We start from the raw sequence: 21,050 nt of genomic DNA, 5'->3' as shown, positions 1-21,050 counted from the left end.
ACTAAATTTTATGCTAGACTCCGCGTCCTTGAACCGTAGCCAAACATTAAAGCGAATTAACCCATGCCTTGGATTCAAATTAAACTGAACGCAACAGCTGAGAATGCTGAAGCTATTGGCGATATGCTGATGGAAGAAACTGGCGCCCTGTCCGTGACATTCCTCGATGCGCAAGACACACCGGTATTCGAGCCGCTACCCGGTGAAACCCGCCTCTGGGGTGATACCGATGTGATTGGTTTGTATGATGCCGAAGCTGACATGGATTTCGTGCTCAGCATGCTGAACAACAGCCCGCTGATTGCCGAAGACTTCGCCTATAAAGTTGAACAGCTGGAAGACAAGGACTGGGAGCGTGAGTGGATGGAAAACTTCCACCCAATGCGTTTCGGCCGTCGCCTGTGGATCTGCCCGAGCTGGCGTGAAGCCCCGGAGCCGGATGCCGTGAATGTCTTGCTGGATCCGGGCCTGGCCTTTGGTACCGGTACCCACCCGACCACCTCTCTGTGTCTGGAGTGGCTCGACGGCCAGGATCTCACAGGCAAAACCGTCATCGACTTCGGCTGTGGCTCGGGTATCTTGGCAATTGCCGCTATCAAGCTAGGTGCGGCCAAAGTGATCGGTATCGATATTGACCCGCAGGCTATTCTTGCCTCGCGTGACAACGCAGAGCGCAACGGCGTTTCCGACCAGCTGGAGCTGTACCTGCCGAAAGATCAGCCGGAAGGCATCCAGGCCGATGTCGTCGTTGCCAACATCCTGGCCGGCCCGCTACGCGAGCTGTCGCCTGTGATTAAGAGCCTGGTGAAAACCGGCGGCGATCTTGCCATCTCGGGCGTACTGGAAAGCCAGGCGGAAGACGTTGCTTCCTACTACAGTGACGAGCTGAACCTGGACCCGATCACCGCCCGCGAGGAATGGTGCCGTATTGCAGGTCGCAAGGCCTAATCGACGAATACTCAAGACAAATTTACTGTGCAATAAATAGCCAATCGATTGAAAAATATGCAGTTTTGCAAATCAAAAACTAAATGCTCAATTATTGGCCTTTTCAGAAAGGGAAAAAATGCGTAAAATGCGCGCCCTTACTGGCACAGTCAGGAACAGACGTTTGAAGATCGGTCCATATCAACTTAAAAACCAGCTGATAGTCGCGCCAATGGCGGGTGTGACCGATCGGCCATTTCGTGAACTATGCCTGCGCTACGGGGCAGGAATGGCTGTAAGCGAGATGATGTCTTCAAATCCAGATCTATGGAAAACGTCTAAGTCCCAGAACCGGATGGTTCACGAAGGCGAATCGGGCATCCGCTCGGTTCAGATTGCCGGTGCCGATCCGAAGCTAATGGCTGAAGCGGCACAATTCAGTGTTGAGAACGGTGCGCAAATCATCGATATCAACATGGGCTGTCCGGCCAAGAAGGTCAACAAGCGGCTTGCCGGTTCGGCACTGCTGCAATATCCCGATCTGATCGAAGAGATTCTTCGGACCGTGGTGGATGCCGTTGACGTTCCTGTAACGCTGAAAACGCGTACGGGCTGGGATCTTGATAACCGTAACTGTGTCTCTATCGCACAGCTTGCCGAGCAGTGTGGCATTCAGGCGCTGGCCCTTCACGGCCGCACCAAGGCTTGCATGTACAAAGGCGAGGCAGAATACGACTACATCAAAGCAGCGAAAAAAGCAGTGTCTATCCCGGTGATCGCTAACGGTGATATCGACTCTCCGGAAAAGGCGCGCTTCGTACTGGATTATACCGGTGCCGATGCTTTGATGATTGGCCGACCTGCACAGGGGCGGCCGTGGATTTTCCAGGAAATCCACCATTACTTAACAACTGGCGAACACCTGCCTGCTCCGTCCATGGATGAAGTGGGTGGCATTATGCTGGGTCATGTTCAGGAACTTCACCGTTTCTACGGGGAGTATTTAGGATTACGCATCGCACGTAAACACGTGTCTTGGTACCTAAAGGAACATGCCCCTGCTGGTGATTTTCGCCGGACCTTCAACGCTATCGAAGATGCCCAACAGCAACTCGATGCGCTGCAAGGCTACTTCGAAAACGTTGCATAAATACTAGAAGAGCTTACAGAATATGTTCGAACAAAATCTGACTTCCGAAGCACTAACAGTGACAACTGTTACTTCACAGGACCAAATCACACAGAAGCCACTACGTGACTCTGTCAAAGCGTCGCTTAAAAACTACCTTGCTCAGTTAAACGGTCAGGAAGTCGATGATCTGTACGAGCTAGTACTTGCTGAAGTTGAACAGCCGCTACTAGACACCATCATGCAGTACACCCGCGGTAACCAAACGCGCGCAGCTACTATGATGGGTATCAACCGCGGTACACTTCGCAAGAAGCTGAAAAAATACGGCATGAACTAATTTAGGTTCACCCCGAACTACCAAAGGCCTGACCACATGTCAGGCCTTTTCTGTTTTTAAGACAACGCACCTTCTTCTGTGAACCATACTCCCTCTTTGTACGTACAAAGCTCTGATAACAACCAAGCAATAACAACGAGGGTTAACCAATGAAGACAGTACAACGCTTTCTTTCCTATTCACTGAGTGCTTTATTCCTGCTCACCCTATCAGGTCTGGCCATCGCCACTCATCACGAAAAACCAAAGATCAACCTGGTCGAGGTTGCTGCCACCAATAGTGACTTTCAAACTCTGGTGATGGCAATACGGGCATCAGGTCTGAGCGGCACGCTGGAAGGGAAAGGACCGTTTACCGTTCTGGCACCGACTGACGATGCCTTCAACAAACTGCCGGAAGGGGCGCTGGCCGAGCTGCTCAAGCCGGAAAACAAAGAACAGCTTCAGGCCCTGCTCAAATATCACGTCCTGCCAGGTGCCATTTCCTCTAAAGAAGTCGGCATGCTGAAACTGCCCAAGACCCTGCAAGGGGGAACGGTGACCATCGAAAATGGCGAGGATAGCGTTACCGTCAACGGTGCCAAGGTCATTGCCGGAGGAATAGAGGCCAGCAACGGTATTATCCATATCATCGATACCGTGCTGATCCCGAAACAATAGCCCATCAAAAAAGCTTCGCCGAGGCGAAGCTTTTTTATCTCAATAACAGGTATAACAACTTATAAGTAGTCGCACAGGTAGGCCGTCGTGTCCGTGACTTTCACCTGGAAGGAGGAGTCACCCGGCACCTCGAAATCATCACCGGCATTATAGGTTTCCCATTCGATATGACCCGGCAGCTTCACTGTTAGCGCACCTTTGACGACCGTCATACGCTCCGGCGCAGCCGTCCCGAAGGTATATTCGCCCGGTACCATTACCCCGACGCTGGTATGCTCGCCCTGGGTTTCAAAGCCAATCGACTTGACCTGACCATCAAAGTATTCATTTACCTTTAACATGACATTCCCTATCAATAACGACGTGATAATTCGAAACTATCACAGTTTCTCTGCTTTCCCAACCAGATATATCCGGGCTCGTCACTCCCCTTTACAACGCCCTGAGCAGCACTGAGTACTAGAATCAGATTTATCCGGCTCGTCATCATGATCCCCCAGCGCTTCCAGAATAGAGCAGTGGCTGGCATTGTCATCGACATGGCCACAGCAGGCATCATTGATTTTCTTCAGGGCTAACCGAATGCGCTTGAGCTCCGCCATTTTCTTGTCGACTTCATCCAGTTTCGCCTGAGTAATAGCTTTGACCTCTGCACAGCTGTGCTGGCAGGCTTCGAGCCGAATATCCAGTAGTTCCCGAATTTCATCCAGGCTCAGGCCAATGGCCTTGGAGCGCATAATAAACTTCACCCGTGACAAATCAGCCTCGCTGTAAAGGCGATATCCGCTGTCGCTGCGGCCCGCAGGCTTGAGCAGGCCATTTTTCTCATAAAACCTTAATGTGTCGCTACTGACGTCACACAGCTTTGCCAGCTGTCCTATCAAATACATACCCAACCCATTTCTCTATAAATACCAACACCTGCGGTAAACATCGTAAAACACACCACGCAAACGTTTGCGCAACGTCGGATTTCATGTAATATATGCGCCAGCGACAAAAAATCGCAGCCCTTACCCGAGAGCTGGCACTCTTCGATTCTAATGAGGGTATTTACCAAAATCCAGCACCATCCTTGTGTTAGATTTTGGCAAATATTCCCCGTGTATAAAAGAGATGGTAGCAATGGAAAACGCTCGTCCTATTCGCCGTGCGCTGATCAGCGTATCTGACAAAACTGGTATTGTTGAGTTCGCACAAGCTCTTGCCAACCGTGGTGTTGACATCCTTTCTACTGGCGGTACAGCTCGCCTGCTTGCCGAGCAAGGTATCAAGGTCACCGAAGTATCAGATTATACCGGCTTCCCGGAAATGATGGACGGCCGGGTCAAGACACTTCACCCGAAAGTACACGGTGGCGTATTGGGCCGCCGCGGCCAGGACGATGAGATCATGGCTCAACACGGTATCGACCCGATCGATATGGTGGTGGTGAACCTGTATCCATTTGCCCAGACAGTCGCCAAGGCAGGCTGTACGCTGGAAGACGCGGTTGAAAATATTGATATCGGCGGTCCGACGATGGTTCGCTCGGCGGCGAAAAACCACAAAGACGTGACGATTGTGGTAAACGCCCATGACTATGACCGCGTTCTGGCCGAACTGGAAGCCAACAGCGGCTCTTTGGCCCATGCTACCCGCTTTGATTTAGCTATCGCCGCTTTTGAACACACCGCCGCCTATGACGGCATGATCGCCAACTATTTCGGCACTATGGTGCCGTCTTACGGCGACAACAAGGAAGGTGACAAACCTTCTCCTGAAAACAAAAGTAAGTTCCCACGTACCTTCAATCAGCAGTTCGAGAAGAAGCAGGACATGCGCTATGGTGAGAACAGTCACCAGGCAGCAGCTTTCTATGTAGAAGCAAACCCGGAAGAAGCCTCTGTGTCTACAGCGCGCCAAATCCAGGGCAAAGCCCTGTCCTACAACAACATCGCTGATACCGATGCTGCGCTTGAGTGTGTAAAAGAATTCGACCAACCAGCCTGTGTCATCGCCAAACACGCCAACCCTTGTGGCGTCGCACTGGGCGACAACATTCTTGAAGCCTACAACCGTGCTTACCAGACGGACCCGACATCAGCCTTTGGCGGCATCATTGCCTTCAACCATGAGCTGGATGCCGAAACCGCGCAGGCGATTGTCGAGCGCCAGTTCGTGGAAGTGATCATCGCCCCGTCTGTATCTGAAGCTGCTATCGACGTTGTTGCGGCGAAGAAAAACGTTCGCCTGCTAGAGTGTGGCGAATGGTCAACCAAGACCACAGGCTTTGACGTCAAGCGTGTTAACGGCGGCCTGCTGGTTCAGGACCGTGACCAGGGAATGGTTAGCCAGGACGACCTGAAAGTAGTCTCCAAGCGCCAGCCAAGCGACGAAGAGCTACGTGATGCCCTGTTCTGCTGGAAGGTTGCCAAGTACGTTAAGTCGAACGCCATTGTCTATGCCAAGGGCAATATGACTATCGGCGTCGGTGCCGGCCAGATGAGCCGCGTGTATTCGGCGAAAATTGCCGGTATCAAAGCCGCCGACGAGAACCTGGAAGTGGCAGACAGCGTAATGGCATCCGATGCCTTCTTCCCGTTCCGCGACGGTATTGATGCCGCCGCCGAAGCCGGTATCAAGTGCGTTATCCAACCGGGCGGCTCTATGCGCGATCAGGAAGTCATTGACGCCGCCGACGAGCACGGCATGGCGATGATCTTTACCGGGATGCGCCACTTCCGCCACTAATTTTTTGGTTCTCCCCCTTTTCAAGGGGGAGTTAGAGGGGGTTTGAAGCGCTAGCTACCTAAACCCCTCCCAACCTCCCCTTAAAAAGGGGAGGAGTAATCAAAGGAAATATTATGAACGTATTAATCATAGGCGCCGGCGGCCGTGAACATGCTTTGGGCTGGAAAGCAGCGCAAAACCCAAATGTTGAGACTGTATATGTGGCGCCGGGCAACGCCGGTACGGCACTGGAGCCAAAGCTGGAAAACGTAGCCATCGGCGTTGAGGATATTGCCGGCCTGGTTGCCTTTGCCAAGGAGAAAGCCATCGAGCTGACCATCGTTGGCCCTGAAGCTCCACTGGTCATCGGCGTTGTCGATGCTTTCCGCGAGGCCGGCCTGCCAATCTTCGGTCCGACACAGGCTGCCGCCCAACTGGAAGGCTCCAAAGCATTTACCAAGGACTTTTTGGCTCGCCATAAAATCCCAACAGGTTCATACGCTAATTTCACCGACATCGAACCTGCCCTGGCTTATGTACGTGAGCAAGGTGCGCCTATCGTGGTGAAAGCCGATGGTTTAGCCGCTGGTAAAGGCGTCATTGTCGCGATGACCCTTGAAGAAGCGGAAGATGCGATTAAAGACATGCTGGCAGGTAACGTCTTCGGTGAAGCCGGCAGCCGTGTAGTTATCGAAGAGTTCCTGGAGGGCGAAGAGGCCAGCTTCATCGTGATGGTCGACGGTTCAAGCGTGCTGCCAATGGCCACCAGCCAGGATCACAAGCGTGTGGGTGATAAAGATACAGGCCCGAATACCGGGGGGATGGGTGCCTACTCACCAGCCCCTGTCGTCACGCCTGAGATTCATGAGCGTATTCTGGAAGAGGTTATCTATCCAACGGTACGTGGTATGGATGCAGAAGGCCACCCGTATACCGGTTTCCTTTATGCCGGCCTGATGATTGCCGCTGACGGTACCCCGAAGGTCATCGAGTACAACTGTCGCTTCGGCGATCCGGAAACCCAGCCAATCATGATGCGTATGGAGTCGGATCTGGTCGACCTTTGCCTCATGGCGATTGACGAGAAGCTTGATCAGGCTGAATCTAAGTGGGACCCGCGCGCCTCAATCGGCGTAGTACTGGCTGCCGGTGGCTACCCGGCTGACTATGACAAGGGCGACGTGATCACCCTACCTGCAGAACAGGCTGACGGTCAAAAAATCTTCCATGCCGGCACGGCGAATAACCCAGAAGGTGAGCTTGTGACAAACGGCGGCCGAGTGCTTTGTGCCACGGCTCTTGGTAATACGGTCTCAGAAGCCCAGCAACGCGCCTATGCGTTGACCAAACAGGTAAGCTGGAATGGTATGTTCCATCGCAATGACATCGGTTACCGTGCGATAGAGCGCGAGCAACAGGCATAACGCCCCCCTTCGATACCCAGAAATAAAAAACGCGCTGACTCAGCGCGTTTTTTGTTTCGCCTCCCGTAGGAGAACAAACAAGAATCAGGGCTTAATTGCCGAGCAAGACAGGAGGAGCGATGCATTGCTTACCGTCACCAGTCAGCATCAGCAGCTGGCTTGCCTCGATACTCTCGCGGCGCACCTTGCCGGATACCGCGATGAAGCGGTTCTGCCCCTGCTGGCTAAGCTGCCGGGCGGTAAATTCGGGCAAGGCCGGGTCAAAACTCATCACCATCGGCTTGTCCGTTCCACAACGTGTCAGACGATTCCCCTGCCAGTGCCCCTGTATCAGAGACAGGCCGTCTTTGCGCTGCTCTCTGACAACACGGATGGCATTCTTGGCCTGCTGGGTTAGCTGGTAGAGCTGAGAGTCAGACAATGGCAGCACAGCCCCGTCTACGGAGTAGCGCTGAAAGACCGCGCTTCCCTGGGTGTCATAGCGAACATGAAGGGTAAAGGGCTTAAGGGTATTCTCGTACAACCGAGTTCCCTCACGCTTGATCTCGCGTAACTTGCCGTCACGCCAGCGATAATCAGATTGGTATTGGCCGTAGTCTCCGGCTGTCACCACTTCGGCCAGCTTCACCGGACGGTTTTGCTGCGAGGTGTACCAGTACAGTGACGTCGCATCGCCCATCGTCTGGCCGCCAGTATGGGTCAGAATAGGGGTGATGGTATTTTCGGGAACAGAGGTAGTTTCACATCCAGCCAGGAGCGAGATAAGAAAAAAAGGAAGAAGACGTTTCATAACAATAGCTCCGCCAGGTGAATCACCTGGCGGAGTATAGATTATTTCACTGAGTCTTTCAGTGCTTTACCCGCTACGAATGCAGGAACGTTCGCAGCTGCAATCTGGATTTCCTGACCAGTTTGCGGGTTGCGGCCAGTGCGTGCTGCGCGGTGGTTTACTTTAAATGTACCAAAGCCAATTAGTTGAACCTGGTCACCTTCCTTAAGCGCGTCAGTGATACCGTCTAGAGTTGACTCTAGTGCTACTTTCGCTTGAGCTTTAGAAAGATCTGCTTTTTCAGCGATCAGGTCAATAAGTTGGGTCTTGTTCATTAGGTTTCCCTTCTAAGGTTTTTCTTCAGACGCATCAACTCTAATTCAAAAGAAGCCCGTGTGGCAAAGGTTTGTCGGCTATCATGTGGTTAGGTGCGGGCTCTTTAACCATAAACTGAGCGCAAGTTCACAAAATGTTACCAATCCGAAAAATGAAATAGTTGTATTTATTCCCTAGAGCACCAATTAATATAGGCGTAATTTCCTTATTAGCTGACAAGGTAAGCATGCTACTCCTTACGATTTACATCGCAATTGCGATAGGTGTTTCGTTTATTTGCTCGGTGCTCGAAGCCGTGCTCCTTAGTATTTCGCCAAGTTATATCGGTACTCTGCGCCAGCAGAACCACCCGGCAGCTCCTCGACTTGCTGCCCTAAAAGACAATATCGATCGCCCGCTCGCCTCGATCCTGACCTTAAATACCATTGCCCACACCATCGGGGCAGCAACCGCCGGTGCTCAGGCAGCGGTCGTATTCGGCAGCCAGTGGCTGGGCGTATTTTCCGGCGTTCTGACTATCGGTATCCTGCTATTTTCAGAAATCATTCCGAAAACCATCGGTGCGACCTATTGGCGCCAGCTGGCGCCGGCCTCTGCCAGCATGCTCCGCTGGATGGTATGGGCGCTGACTCCGTTTGTCTGGGTGTCGGAGCAAATAACCCGTCGCCTTTCCCGCGGCCATGAAGCACCCAAGCTGCGTGATGAGCTGTCTGCCATGGCGATGCTGGCCAAGGAATCGGGCGAACTGGCGGAAGGCGAGTCTAAGATCATGAACAACCTGCTCCAGTTCCGTGATGTCAGCGTGACCAAGATCATGACACCACGCCCGGTGCTGTTCAGGGTCGATGCCGAACAGCCGATCAACGAGTTCCTGTCCGAGCACAAGGACAGCCCGTTCTCCCGTCCGCTGGTCTTCAGTGAGCAAAAAGACAATATTATCGGCTTCGCTCATCGCCTTGAGCTGTTTGCTGAAAGTCAGGCCGGCCGCGGCCATCGCGAGCTGGGCACCCTGATGCGCCCAATCCCGGTGATCATGAACAACGCCAGTGTGCCAAAAGCTTTTGAGCAGCTAATGAAAGAGCGCTCGCAGCTGGTTCTGGTCGTCGATGAATACGGGACCGTACAGGGTATTGTGACCATGGAAGATATTTTTGAGCACCTCGTCGGCGAGGAGATTGTCGATGAAGCCGACAAGAACACCGACATGCAGCAGCTGGCGTATCAGCGCTGGGAGGCCTGGAAAAAGACCCACGGTGTAATTGAAAGCAAGGATGATGAGTGATCACACGCCATCATAAACAAGGGGGCCAATGGCCCCTTTGTTTTTCTGAAAAGCTGTCGGTCGCTTAGTTTACGGTTGCAACGCTAGCTCTGAGCGTGGAAACCGATTTCTCATCACACCTAAAGCAATCACCACCAAGCTTGGTATCACCCATCCGGCATAATCGCTATAAAGCGGCAAGTATTGTACTAACCAGGCATCAATCCCTGCCGGCATCTTGCCGAGGATATGCAAGGCATCCACACAGCCAAAACCCAACGCAGTGACCACTGCAGCCATCACAGCCGATGTCGTCAAACGGCGGCGAAGTGGCGCAATCAATAACAGTGCTATCGCAACCGGGTGCAAGGCAACCACAACCGGCAAAGTAATAGCCAGTAACTGCTCCAAGCCAAGATTAGCCACCAGCCCGGCGACCAGCATTGTCACCCACACGCTGCGCTGGTAGGTGACTGGCTGGAACGTCCTGCTATAGAACTCACTGCCTGCGGTTGTCACCCCGATTGCAGTAGTCAGGCAAGCCAGAATCATCACCGCGCCCAGCAAGACACTGCCCAAGGCACCGTAGTTGACCAGGGTGAACGCCGTTAGGATCTCGCCACCGTTACCAAAAGACGTACCCAAATCAGCACTGGTCGAGCCGATATAGGCCAGCGACAAATACACCAATGCCATAGCTACCGCGTACATGACTGCAGCCATCAGGGTGTATTTGGCAGTAGCCTTCGGACATTCCACGCCCATTTCACGAATAGCGCGGAAGATAATCCAACCAAAGCCAATCGAGCCCAGTGCATCCATTGTCATGTAACCCTGAGTCAGGCCTTCAGCAAAAGCTTTGTCTTGATAAGGACCAGATGCCGCTAGGACATCACCACCGGGAGACAATAAGGCGGTGGCTGCCAACACGGTCAAAATCACCACCAGCACAGGGGTCAGCCACTTACCTAGCGTATCGACTAATTTGCCGGGATACAGGGCAAACATGATAACTGCAAGGCAGAAGAAAGCGGTGAATGGCAAAAGGGCGGCTTCGCCGATAAAAGGCGCAAAGCTAAACTGATAGGCCACGGTGATCGCCCTCGGGATCACGAATGCCGGCCCTATTACGATAAAGACCATCACCCAAAAACTGGTTGCTGCAGGCTTTGGCAGTGCAGCGGTCAGGTTGTCTGAACCTTTTACCAGTGCCACTATCACCAAGGCTAGTGCTGGCAGACCGACCCCGGTCAGCAAGAACCCGGCCATACCGGCAGCAAAATGCTCTCCAGCCTGCAAGCCAAGAAACGGAGGGAAGATCAGGTTGCCGGCGCCAAGGTACATGGCGAAAGTCATAAAACCCAAGGCGGCGATATTACGTGCACTTAACATAGTTATCCTCTTCAGCAGTCGCTTGAAGGAAACTAAGGTGAATTCGGGCGAGAATATGGACCTGTCAGCTTCGCTTCAAGCTGACAGGAAAAATGAGATACGGCCTGTCAGCCCCGGATAAGACCCAGAGAGAGCAGGAGGAGCAGGCTAGCCGCAACGGCCTTGAAACCATTGCAGTAAACAGCACTATTGATAGCTGATACAGGCATAACTCGTCCTAGCTGACAGGTAAAAAAATAGGAAAACCAAAGCGTTTTCCGCGACACCTTTTTTATAAACGGCAGCAGTCAGACAATACAAGCTAAAAAACAAAATAAGTGATATTGACCAATATTCCTCCAATTAAAAGCACAAACAACCACAAACGAAATCGACTTTTGGGCTTTATAACTTTACATCACGGTTACATCTCCCAGCAGGCCGCACTGTGCCTTTTCACTGCTCGGCAGGAAAATACAAAAAAGGGCCCTGACGGGCCCTTTCTCAATTAAGTATAATCGCTTATAGCTCAATGCCGATATTGCTGACAGGCTCATCGCGTAATTCTTGTCGCAAGTCTTTAATCAACTCAATGTCGCGACGCTCGGCTTCCTTCAGCGCACGGAAAATCGCCCACTGCATATCCCACTCGGCACAGACCGCTTCATTCTCTTTCTGGTTCTCGTTGGTGATCTCAATGCCGCTCTGGGCAAATTCCAAATCTGCCACCGTTTCCGCTGACAGCGAGCTTAGCTTCGTCAGGGTTTCCAGCATCAAATCACGATCCAGCATGGCATGAAGCAGATCTGCCAACGCAACACAGGCATCAATTGCAGGATTAACCGCGTAAAGATCATGCTCATCGGCACTAGGAACTAGCTCTTCTAGCTTCTCTAGCTGCTTCTCGAAATTAATCTTCGCCGTTTTGACCGTTAGAATTTCCCAGATACTGTCAAGAATTGAGCGATATTTCTGCTCATCGGCAAATTCAGTTTCTCGGCAGAACAATACATAGTTGGGGTACATACGCTCACACAGGGAGACCATAAAGGTGATGTGTTGCCATGGTTCTAATTTTTCTAGGCGAAGCTGAACAGGATTCTTTAGCATGGGATAATCTGCGATTGTGATTTGTCCCGAAGTGTACTTGTATAGCCAGACCACTTCAACATCAAGCGACACCAATATAGGCATACCGCCCACTGCGACACGGCAGGTAGATATTGTCAGCAAACAAGGATAAAGGAATGAACCAGTTATTGATTGTGGCACGGCAGGAGAAGGCTTACCGACAAATGCTCGCCCGGGCTCAGCTACCGGATCTCGAAATAACCGAAAACCCTGAACACGCCACCGTCATTTTGGCCGATCCACCCCGCATTGCCGACAAGCTCGACGATTACCCGGCGCTGATATGGCTGCAGTCGACCTTTGCGGGCATTGATGCGCTGACCCGGCCGGACATCCGGCAGGACTACACCCTAACCAATATCCGGGGCCACTTCGGCCAGTTGATTGCCGAGTATGTGATGGGGTATACCCTGGATCATACCCGCCATCTCAGCCAGTACCGTCAACAACAATCCAGACACCAATGGCGGCCGCTTCCATATTCTTCACTGGCCCAAAGAACCCTGGTCATTCTGGGCACCGGATCTATCGGCTCACATCTGGCCCGGGTTGCCAAGGCTCTTGGCCTTGAAGTCATCGGTATCAATCGCTCGGGTCGTTCGCAAGAAACGAGCTTCGACCACGTCTATCCGCTCTCCCGGCTGACTGAAGGGCTGGCGTTGGCTGATATTCTCGTCTCGACCCTTCCCGCGACGGCTGACACCAATAATCTCCTCAATGCCAAGACCTTGAGCCATTGCAGAAGTACACTACTGTTTAACGTAGGACGAGGTAATGCGGTATGCGCGCAGGGGTTGCTGAACGCCATCGCGCAAGGCTGTGTAACCCATGCCTACCTTGATGTATTCAAGCAGGAGCCGCTCGACGAGAGCCACGCTTTCTGGCAACACCCTAACGTTACGATAACTCCCCATATTGCTGCAGAGAGCTTTCCTGAGCAGGTGTTCGAGATATTTGCGGCAAACTATCGACGGTATATCCAACAACAACCGATGATGTACCAAGTTGATTTTAAACGTGGCTACTAGTCACTACAGGCAACCGTTATGGCAGTTCAACAACTTGATAACCTGCTGGATCAAATCCGCCAGTGCGAGATCTGCAAGGATCATCTTCCCCTCGGGCCACGTCCGGTCATCCAGGCAGCCTCGACAGCGAAGCTTATGATTGTTGGTCAGGCACCGGGAACGCGCGTCCATGAGACCGGGATCCCGTGGAACGATCCGAGCGGCAACCGTCTAAGGACATGGCTCGAGCTCGACCGCGACACCTTTTACGATCCGGGCCAAATCGCCATCATGCCGATGGGGCTCTGCTACCCGGGCAAAGGAAAGTCGGGAGATCTCCCGCCAAGACCAGAGTGTGCCCCGCAATGGCACCCGCAAGTCTGGCCATTACTGCCTAATGTCGGCATGACGTTATTGGTCGGCCAATATGCCCAGCAGCGCTATCTGACCAACAAACCCAAAACACTGACCGAGACGGTGAAGGCATGGCGCCAGTGGGCTCCCCGGTACATTCCGATGCCTCACCCTTCCCCCCGCAATACCCTGTGGCTCAAGCGCAACCCATGGTTCGAGGAAGAGGTGGTACCGTACATCCGCGACTACGTCCACCAGCATTTGGGAGTGTAGAGAGACTAGTTTCGAGAAGCGAGAAAACAAAGAGCCCACACAGTAAGACTGCATGGGCTCTTAATCCTCTTCCTCGGGCCTAGTAACCTAGTACCCAGGAACCCACTCTTATTTATGATATGGCTTGGACAGCTCGTGTACCGCTTCCACAAACACACCTGCATTTTCAGGCGGCACATCCAGGTGAATACCGTGGCCAAGGTTGAACACGTGACCGGTTCCCTCGTCGCCGTAGCCTTCCAGAATTGTCGCGACTTCCTGACGGATACGTTCTGGCTGAGCATACAGGATAGATGGGTCCATATTCCCCTGCAGGGCCACTTTGTCACCGACACGACGTTTGGCATCAGCAATATTGATGGTCCAATCAAGACCTACTGCATCACAGCCCGTTGCTGCGATCTGCTCCAGCCACATGCCACCGTTCTTGGTAAACAGCGTCACAGGAACACGGCGGCCGTCATTTTCACGGATCAGGCCATCGACGATCTTGTGCATGTAGCGCAGCGAGAACTCGTTGTAGTCGCGCGGCGTCAGAACACCACCCCAGGTATCAAATACCATCACTGACTGCGCACCAGCTTTGATCTGGGCATTCAGATACTCGACAACACTGTCAGCCAGCTTATCCAGCAACAGGTGCAGTGTCGCCGGCTCAGCATACATCATCTTTTTGATCTTGGTGAAGGCTTTAGAGCTTCCACCTTCAACCATATAGGTGGCCAGTGTCCACGGACTGCCAGAGAAGCCAATGAGCGGCACCTCGCCCTGAAGATCCTTACGGATTTGACGAACGGCATTCATTACGTACTGCAGCTCACCTTCCGGATCCGGTAAGCCAATTTTATCGACATCGGCCTTGCAAGTGATCGGACGCTCGAACTTAGGGCCTTCACCCGTTTCGAAGTACAGCCCCAGCCCCATCGCATCCGGGATAGTCAGAATATCTGAGAACAGAATTGCAGCATCCAGCGGAAAACGGCGCAGTGGCTGAAGGGTTACCTCACTCGCCAGCTCGGCATTTTTACATAGCGACATGAAGTCACCAGCAACACTACGTGTAGCACGATACTCTGGCAGATAGCGGCCTGCCTGACGCATCATCCATACCGGTGTGCAATCTACCGGTTGCTTCAACAGCGCACGTAGGTAGCGGTCATTCTTTAATTCGCTCATTCTGGACTCCATGGGTTAATTCTGCGGCGTATTGTATCACTCCATGACAGCAACAAAAGAGCCCAATTGTTAAGCAGATCATGTTTACGGCAACAATCTGTTCACTAGGTTTGCGACTCACAGGGCTCCCATGGTACAAAATCTGCGCGCTAGCAATAATAACAATGATTTTGCTCGTCGAGAGCAAATAACTGCACCTTACCCCTCCACTTAGGAGGGTTTTTTTATCCTACCGTTCAGCCATCAACGATAAAGTATGGTTAATCAATGCTCTGGCAATCGTTCCTTCCGGAGCCAGTGCCGGCAGTTGATCTTTCGTCGCCCAGATAGCATCGCTCAGCTCTTCATAGTCGGGCTTCAGCTCACCGCTGTCATAGTCCGCCAGAAAACCCATCATCAGGTTAGACGGAAAGGCCCAGGGCTGGCTGCCAAAATAACGAATGTTTTTGACGGTGATCCCTGTTTCCTCTTCGACTTCCCTGGCCACACACTGCTCCAGCGTTTCTCCGGCCTCGACAAACCCGGCGATCACCGTGTACATGCCTGTCTTATGCCGCGGGTGCTGAGCCAGCAGGATTTTGTCCCGGTTACGCACCGCAACGATCACGCAGGGAGATAAGCGCGGATAATGATGCGCTAGACAACCCTGGCACACCATCGCCAACTCCGTTGATACCAGCTCGCAACGCGCACCGCAGGCAGAACAATAAGCCTGAGTGTGCAGCATGTGGGAGAGTTGCGTCGCTTTGCCTGCCAAATTGAAGAGAGTACTATCTAGGTTCAACAATTCCCTTTGAGAATAAAAATCTTCTTCCTTATAATTTTCAGTGGCTTCCAGCCAATAAACCGGCTTTTTGTGATACTCGCCAATATGGCGCGCCTGTTCGCTATTTCCCCCTGCCTGGGCCGGAGTCATCAGGGGAAGTGTATGATTAATCAAATATAACTTACGATTTTTAACTATACACCAATACGCTAATTCTTGTTTTTTTAACATCAATGTCACATCCATCCTTGCAGGGTTTGCTTTTTACTGGCAATCTAAACCTAGTAACGGATTATTGATCCGTCATACAAGGTTCTCTTTTTTAAGAGTTTCACAGGTATCGAAATCAGTGCCCTTGTGTCGGTACTGATCGATCATGAGGGCATGGTCATGTTAAGTAAATTCGAGCAAGTACAGAAACAGTGGGGCGGCACCAGCGATGTCATCGATCACTGGCTGATGTCCCGTCAGCAATTACTGATCGACTATTGCAAGTTAGCGGGGCTCCCCCCGTTTGAACACAATACACGCCAGCTTCCAACCGCTTCACAACTCCAACTTTTCAGCCAACAGCTTGTCGACTATATCTCCGAAGGCCATTTCAAAATCTATGACATGGTGATGGAACGCTGGAATGCAACTGGCTATTCGCCTACTGAAGATATCTCGCGGCTATATTCACAAATCACCCAGACAACCGACCCTTTGCTGAATTTTACCGACCGCTACTGCTCTGTCGATGAAGGGGGTGATATTCCCGACTTTGACAACGATCTGTCTTCTGTCGGCGAATTGATCGAACTCCGATTTGCATTAGAAGATAACCTGATTGAGCTAATCAGCGAAAGCTTAGCGTGTCCGCCGGGAGCGTAAAGCCCCACTAGGCATGAACGCAGAAATGACCTAGACAGCAACGAAGCCTGTTCAGTCCGGCTAATTCTCGCTGTCTCGCCCACAGCTCTCTTCGGCCTATGCGTGATTATGAGTGTCTATGCCCTAGTCACCTGCACGCTCACTTGCCCTGAAACTCTTGCTATCCCCAGTGTTCGCTGACACTGGGGATTTTTATATCAATAACATAGCGGCTCTTATCAACTTATCTCAAGCGAATTAGCCCCATAAACAAAAAGGCACCCTATTGGGTGCCTTTTTATTGCTTAGCTCAAGAGACGAAACCTATTAGTTTTCGTCAGTCAGGCCAGCATTTAGCAGTGCTGCAAGATCCTGAGACGCTTGCTCTGCATCAACCTGAGGTGCTACAGGCTCTAGCTCTGCATCACGTTGACGCTGACGCTCCTGGTGGTAGGCGAAGCCAGTACCCGCAGGGATCAGACGACCAACGATTACGTTCTCTTTCAGGCCACGTAGCTCATCACGCTTACCAGAAACCGCAGCTTCTGTTAGTACGCGAGTCGTTTCCTGGAACGATGCTGCCGAGATAAACGACTCAGTTGCCAGAGACGCTTTGGTGATACCAAGCAGATCACGCTCGTACGTAGCCGGTAGCTTACCTTCAGCTTCAAGCTTACGGTTTGCGATAGTTACGCGAGAGTACTCTAACTGCTCACCCGGTAGGAACTCAGAGTCACCAGAAACAGTGATCGTTACCTTACGAAGCATCTGACGAACGATAGTTTCAATGTGCTTATCGTTAATCTTAACGCCCTGTAGACGGTAAACTTCCTGAACTTCGTTCACGATGTATTCTGCAACTGCGTGTACACCACGTAGACGTAGAATATCGTGCGGAGCCTCTGGACCATCGGCGATTACATCACCTTTCTCGACCTTCTCACCTTCGAATACGTTCAGCTGGCGCCACTTAGGAACCATTTCTTCGTATGCATTGCCTTCGGCAGGTGTGATGATCAGACGACGCTTACCTTTCGTCTCTTTACCGAACGAAACCGTACCCGTGATTTCAGCAAGAATTGCTGGCTCTTTCGGCTTACGTGCTTCGAACAGGTCAGCAACTCGTGGCAGACCACCGGTGATATCTTTCGTACCGCCAGAAGCCTGAGGGATACGTGCTAGCGTATCACCGATACCAACCATGGCACCGTCTTCAAGCTGGATGATTGCTTTGCCCGGCAGGAAGTACTGAGCTGGCATTTCAGTGCCGGCGATCATTACGTCGTTACCGTTTTCATCAACTAGCTTAACTGTCGGACGCATGTCTTTACCTGCACCGGTACGCTCTGCAGCGTCAAGTACAGTGATCATAGACAGGCCTGTTAGCTCATCAGTCTGACGAGAAACCGTTACGCCATCAATCAGGTCAACAAACTGAGCACGACCTGCCACTTCAGTGATGATTGGCATTGTGTGCGGGTCCCAGTTAGCGATAACTTCGCCAGCTTTAACTTCCGCAGCATCACCTTTAGTCAGGTGTGAGCCGTATGGCAGTTTGTAGTTCTCTTTGGTACGACCGAACTCATCGATAACGCTCATTTCTGACGCACGAGAAGTGATAACTAGCTTGCCTTCGTTGTTAGTAACAAACTTGGCATTATGTAGTTTCATCGAACCATTGTTCTTAACCTGAATGCTGTTTTCTGCAGCTGCCGCAGATGCCGCACCACCGATGTGGAACGTACGCATCGTAAGCTGTGTACCCGGTTCACCGATTGACTGAGCAGCAACAACACCCACTGCCTCACCCTGGTTAACCAAGTGACCACGAGCCAGATCACGACCGTAACAGTTCTTACAACAACCGAAGTCGTTCTCACAGGTTACTACCGAACGTACTTTCACCTGGTCAACAGAGTTTGCTTCCAGGATCTCACACCACTTCTCATCAAGTAGCGTGTTACGTGGAGCAAGTACTTCGTCTGTACCCGGCTTGATAACGTCTTCAGCAACAACACGGCCAAGAACACGATCACCCAGTTGCTCTTTAACATCACCACCCTCGATCAGAGGCATCATGGTGATACCAGCATGCGTACCACAATCGTCTGCTGTGATAACTACATCCTGTGCAACGTCTACCAGACGACGAGTCAGGTAACCGGAGTTCGCTGTCTTAAGTGCGGTATCCGCAAGACCCTTACGAGCACCGTGAGTAGAGATGAAGTACTGTAGTACGTTCAGACCTTCACGGAAGTTCGCAGTGATCGGCGTTTCGATGATTGAGCCATCCGGCTTAGCCATCAGACCACGCATACCCGCTAGCTGACGAATCTGTGCTGCGGAACCACGAGCACCTGAGTCGGCCATCATGTATACGCTGTTGAACGATTTCTGCTGCTCTTCTTCACCGTCACGGTTAATAACAGTATCGAAAGACAGGTTATCCATCATCGCTTTAGCAACCTGCTCGTTGGCAGTTGCCCAGATATCGATAACTTTGTTGTATCGTTCGCCGGCAGTTACAAGACCAGACTGGAACTGTTCCTGGATTTCAGCAACTTCTGCTTCAGCTTCTGCGATCTTGGTGTATTTCGCTTCTGGTACAACCATATCGTCGATACCAACAGAAACACCAGACAGTGCCGCGTAAGCAAAACCTGTGTACATGATCTGGTCAGCAAAGATAACGGTATCTTTCATGCCCAGTTCACGGTAACAAGTGTTAAGCAGTTTAGATATTTGTTTCTTACCCAGAGCTTCAGTGTTCACCAGGCTGTATGGAAGACCTTTTGGTACGATCGTCCATAGCATTGCACGGCCCACAGTCGTATCAACAAGCTTAGTATCAGCAACCAGGTTACCTTGCTCGTCATAGCGATGCTCTGTGATGCGTACTTTAACGCGAGCATGAAGCTCTGCGCTCTTAGTACGGTATGCTTTCTCTGCCTCGGCAGGTCCAGCAAGGTACATGCCTTCACCCTTCGCGTTGATTTTCTCACGCGTCATGTAGTAAAGACCCAATACAACGTCCTGAGAAGGTACGATGATCGGATCACCAGACGCTGGCGACAGGATGTTGTTGGTAGACATCATCAGTGCACGTGCTTCAAGCTGTGCTTCCAGAGTCAGAGGTACGTGTACCGCCATCTGGTCACCATCGAAGTCGGCGTTATAGGCCGCACACACTAGTGGGTGAAGCTGGATCGCTTTACCTTCGATAAGTACTGGTTCGAATGCCTGAATACCTAGACGGTGCAGTGTTGGTGCACGGTTAAGCATTACTGGGTGTTCGCGAATCACTTCGTCCAGGATATCCCAAACAACCGCTTCTTCGCGTTCTACCATCTTCTTGGCAGCTTTGATCGTTGTCGCCAGACCACGAGTCTCTAGCTTGCCGTAGATGAATGGCTTAAATAGCTCAAGTGCCATCTTCTTAGGAAGACCACACTGATGCAAACGCAGGTATGGACCTACGGTGATAACAGAACGACCTGAGTAGTCAACACGCTTACCAAGTAGGTTCTGACGGAAACGACCCTGCTTACCTTTGATCATGTCAGCCAAAGATTTCAGAGGACGCTTGTTTGAACCTGTGATAGCGCGGCCACGGCGACCGTTATCTAGCAATGCATCAACAGACTCCTGAAGCATACGTTTTTCGTTACGTACGATGATATCAGGAGCAGCCAGGTCTAGAAGGCGCTTCAGACGGTTGTTACGGTTGATAACGCGACGGTACAGATCGTTCAGATCCGAAGTTGCGAAACGACCACCGTCCAGCGGTACCAGCGGACGTAGATCCGGCGGCAGAACTGGCAGTACAGACAGGATCATCCACTCTGGGTTGTTACCTGACTGCAGGAATGCTTCTACAAGCTTAAGACGCTTGGTTAGTTTCTTACGCTTGGTTTCAGAGTTAGTTTCATCTAGCTCTTCGCGCATCAGCTCGATTTCGGCATTCAGGTCCATGTTGGCCAGCAATGCTTTAACCGCTTCTGCACCCATTTTCGCGTCGAATTCGTCGCCCCACTCTTCAAGTGCATCCAGGTACTGTTCTTCAGACAGCAGCTGGCTACGCTCAAGGTTGGTCATACCCGGTTCGATCACTACGTAAGATTCGAAGTAAAGTACACGCTCGATGTCACGTAGCGGCATGTCCATTAACAGACCGATACGAGATGGCAGTGACTTAAGGAACCAGATGTGGGCTACAGGTGAAGCTAGCTCGATGTGACCCATACGCTCACGACGTACTTTGGTCTGAGTAACTTCAACACCACATTTTTCACAGATAACACCACGGTGCTTCAGGCGCTTATATTTGCCACAAAGACACTCGTAGTCTTTTACCGGGCCAAAGATACGTGCACAGAAAAGACCGTCACGCTCAGGCTTAAAAGTACGGTAGTTGATGGTTTCTGGCTTTTTAACTTCACCGAAAGACCATGAACGGATCATGTCAGGTGAAGCAAGACCGATTTTGATTGCATCAAATTCTTCAGTCTTGTGTTGTGCTTTCAGAAACTTAAGTAAGTCTTTCACATTCGGCTCCTGTGAGGA

19 protein-coding genes are annotated in these 21,050 nt (G+C 51.6%); 10 read left to right on the top strand and 9 right to left on the bottom strand.

Translation table 11 applies throughout. From position 1 onward, the window contains the following. Positions 1 to 63 precede the first annotated feature (63 nt). From prmA to L4D19_RS22970, 4 genes are all read left to right on the top strand, one after another. Positions 64 to 948: a 50S ribosomal protein L11 methyltransferase gene (gene prmA, locus L4D19_RS22985; protein WP_160656186.1), complete on the top strand. Its 885-nt coding sequence runs from the start codon at positions 64 to 66 to the stop codon at positions 946 to 948. A 163-nt stretch (positions 949 to 1,111) separates the two neighbouring features. Next, positions 1,112 to 2,077, top strand: a complete 966-nt coding sequence (gene dusB / locus L4D19_RS22980) for a tRNA dihydrouridine synthase DusB (protein WP_075768221.1) — start codon at positions 1,112 to 1,114, stop codon at positions 2,075 to 2,077. Between the two features lie 22 nt (positions 2,078 to 2,099). Beyond that, positions 2,100 to 2,396: a DNA-binding transcriptional regulator Fis gene (fis, locus tag L4D19_RS22975; RefSeq protein WP_005372656.1), complete on the top strand. Its 297-nt coding sequence runs from the start codon at positions 2,100 to 2,102 to the stop codon at positions 2,394 to 2,396. A 149-nt stretch (positions 2,397 to 2,545) separates the two neighbouring features. Beyond that, a complete protein-coding gene (locus L4D19_RS22970) occupies positions 2,546 to 3,055 on the top strand; it encodes a fasciclin domain-containing protein (RefSeq protein WP_428454407.1) in 510 nt (169 codons plus the stop codon). A gap of 59 nt (positions 3,056 to 3,114) precedes the next feature. Here the strand turns inward: L4D19_RS22970 and ppnP are convergent, their stop codons facing one another. Together ppnP and zntR are read right to left on the bottom strand one after the other, a co-directional pair. Further along, positions 3,115 to 3,396, bottom strand: a complete 282-nt coding sequence (gene ppnP / locus L4D19_RS22965; RefSeq protein WP_075763503.1) for a pyrimidine/purine nucleoside phosphorylase — start codon at positions 3,394 to 3,396, stop codon at positions 3,115 to 3,117. 81 nt (positions 3,397 to 3,477) lie between these two features. Continuing rightward, positions 3,478 to 3,945 (bottom strand): Zn(2+)-responsive transcriptional regulator, encoded by a 468-nt coding sequence (zntR, locus tag L4D19_RS22960; protein ID WP_428454406.1) that lies wholly within the window; start codon positions 3,943 to 3,945, stop codon positions 3,478 to 3,480. Positions 3,946 to 4,180: 235 nt separating this feature from the next. Between zntR and purH the strand changes: the two genes are divergently transcribed. Further along, positions 4,181 to 5,788 carry a bifunctional phosphoribosylaminoimidazolecarboxamide formyltransferase/IMP cyclohydrolase gene (purH, locus tag L4D19_RS22955; RefSeq protein ID WP_428454405.1) on the top strand — a complete coding sequence of 536 codons (1,608 nt, stop codon included), beginning with the start codon at positions 4,181 to 4,183 and terminating at the stop codon, positions 5,786 to 5,788. 113 nt (positions 5,789 to 5,901) lie between these two features. Then, on the top strand, positions 5,902 to 7,191 hold the full coding sequence (purD, locus tag L4D19_RS22950; protein WP_428454404.1) for a phosphoribosylamine--glycine ligase: 1,290 nt from the start codon (positions 5,902 to 5,904) through the stop codon (positions 7,189 to 7,191). A 91-nt stretch (positions 7,192 to 7,282) separates the two neighbouring features. Here purD and L4D19_RS22945 read toward each other — a convergent pair whose 3' ends face one another. Beyond that, complete coding sequence (locus tag L4D19_RS22945; protein WP_428454403.1) at positions 7,283 to 7,981, bottom strand: DUF1481 domain-containing protein; 699 nt, start codon at positions 7,979 to 7,981, stop codon at positions 7,283 to 7,285. Between the two features lie 41 nt (positions 7,982 to 8,022). Beyond that, the gene (hupA, locus tag L4D19_RS22940; RefSeq protein WP_039458747.1) at positions 8,023 to 8,295 is read right to left on the bottom strand and encodes a nucleoid-associated protein HU-alpha; all 273 of its coding nucleotides are present in this window, start codon (positions 8,293 to 8,295) and stop codon (positions 8,023 to 8,025) included. A gap of 227 nt (positions 8,296 to 8,522) precedes the next feature. Here hupA and L4D19_RS22935 point away from each other — a divergent pair, with 227 nt between their 5' ends. Further along, positions 8,523 to 9,578: a CNNM domain-containing protein gene (locus L4D19_RS22935; RefSeq protein ID WP_428454402.1), complete on the top strand. Its 1,056-nt coding sequence runs from the start codon at positions 8,523 to 8,525 to the stop codon at positions 9,576 to 9,578. A gap of 69 nt (positions 9,579 to 9,647) precedes the next feature. Here the strand turns inward: L4D19_RS22935 and brnQ are convergent, their stop codons facing one another. Together brnQ and L4D19_RS22925 are read right to left on the bottom strand one after the other, a co-directional pair. After that, complete coding sequence (gene brnQ / locus L4D19_RS22930) at positions 9,648 to 10,949, bottom strand: branched-chain amino acid transport system II carrier protein (protein WP_428454401.1); 1,302 nt, start codon at positions 10,947 to 10,949, stop codon at positions 9,648 to 9,650. A 501-nt stretch (positions 10,950 to 11,450) separates the two neighbouring features. Further along, complete coding sequence (locus L4D19_RS22925; RefSeq protein WP_428454400.1) at positions 11,451 to 12,038, bottom strand: YjaG family protein; 588 nt, start codon at positions 12,036 to 12,038, stop codon at positions 11,451 to 11,453. A 137-nt stretch (positions 12,039 to 12,175) separates the two neighbouring features. Between L4D19_RS22925 and L4D19_RS22920 the strand changes: the two genes are divergently transcribed. Then, entirely contained in the window at positions 12,176 to 13,087 is a 912-nt protein-coding gene (locus L4D19_RS22920; protein ID WP_428454464.1) for a D-2-hydroxyacid dehydrogenase, read from the top strand. An 18-nt stretch (positions 13,088 to 13,105) separates the two neighbouring features. Continuing rightward, positions 13,106 to 13,693, top strand: a complete 588-nt coding sequence (locus tag L4D19_RS22915; protein WP_428454399.1) for a uracil-DNA glycosylase family protein — start codon at positions 13,106 to 13,108, stop codon at positions 13,691 to 13,693. A 108-nt stretch (positions 13,694 to 13,801) separates the two neighbouring features. On the opposite strand, the gene hemE is transcribed toward L4D19_RS22915, so the two are convergent. Both hemE and nudC read right to left on the bottom strand, forming a co-directional pair. Continuing rightward, positions 13,802 to 14,869, bottom strand: a complete 1,068-nt coding sequence (hemE, locus tag L4D19_RS22910) for a uroporphyrinogen decarboxylase (protein WP_075763494.1) — start codon at positions 14,867 to 14,869, stop codon at positions 13,802 to 13,804. Between the two features lie 229 nt (positions 14,870 to 15,098). Next, entirely contained in the window at positions 15,099 to 15,866 is a 768-nt protein-coding gene (nudC, locus tag L4D19_RS22905; protein ID WP_428454398.1) for an NAD(+) diphosphatase, read from the bottom strand. Positions 15,867 to 16,025: 159 nt separating this feature from the next. On the opposite strand from nudC, the gene L4D19_RS22900 reads away from it, so the two are divergent. Beyond that, positions 16,026 to 16,508, top strand: coding sequence for an Rsd/AlgQ family anti-sigma factor (locus tag L4D19_RS22900; protein ID WP_075763510.1), 483 nt, complete (start codon positions 16,026 to 16,028; stop codon positions 16,506 to 16,508). Between the two features lie 306 nt (positions 16,509 to 16,814). On the opposite strand, the gene rpoC is transcribed toward L4D19_RS22900, so the two are convergent. Beyond that, the gene (gene rpoC, locus L4D19_RS22895; RefSeq protein WP_428454397.1) at positions 16,815 to 21,032 is read right to left on the bottom strand and encodes a DNA-directed RNA polymerase subunit beta'; all 4,218 of its coding nucleotides are present in this window, start codon (positions 21,030 to 21,032) and stop codon (positions 16,815 to 16,817) included. Positions 21,033 to 21,050: the final 18 nt, after the last annotated feature.

This window comes from Photobacterium kasasachensis (assembly GCF_050336885.1).
In the GTDB taxonomy this organism is placed as follows: Bacteria; Pseudomonadota; Gammaproteobacteria; order Enterobacterales; family Vibrionaceae; genus Photobacterium; species Photobacterium kasasachensis.
The sequence above is the reverse complement of the archived record's forward strand: the minus strand, read 5'-3'. Positions and strand labels throughout refer to the sequence as shown.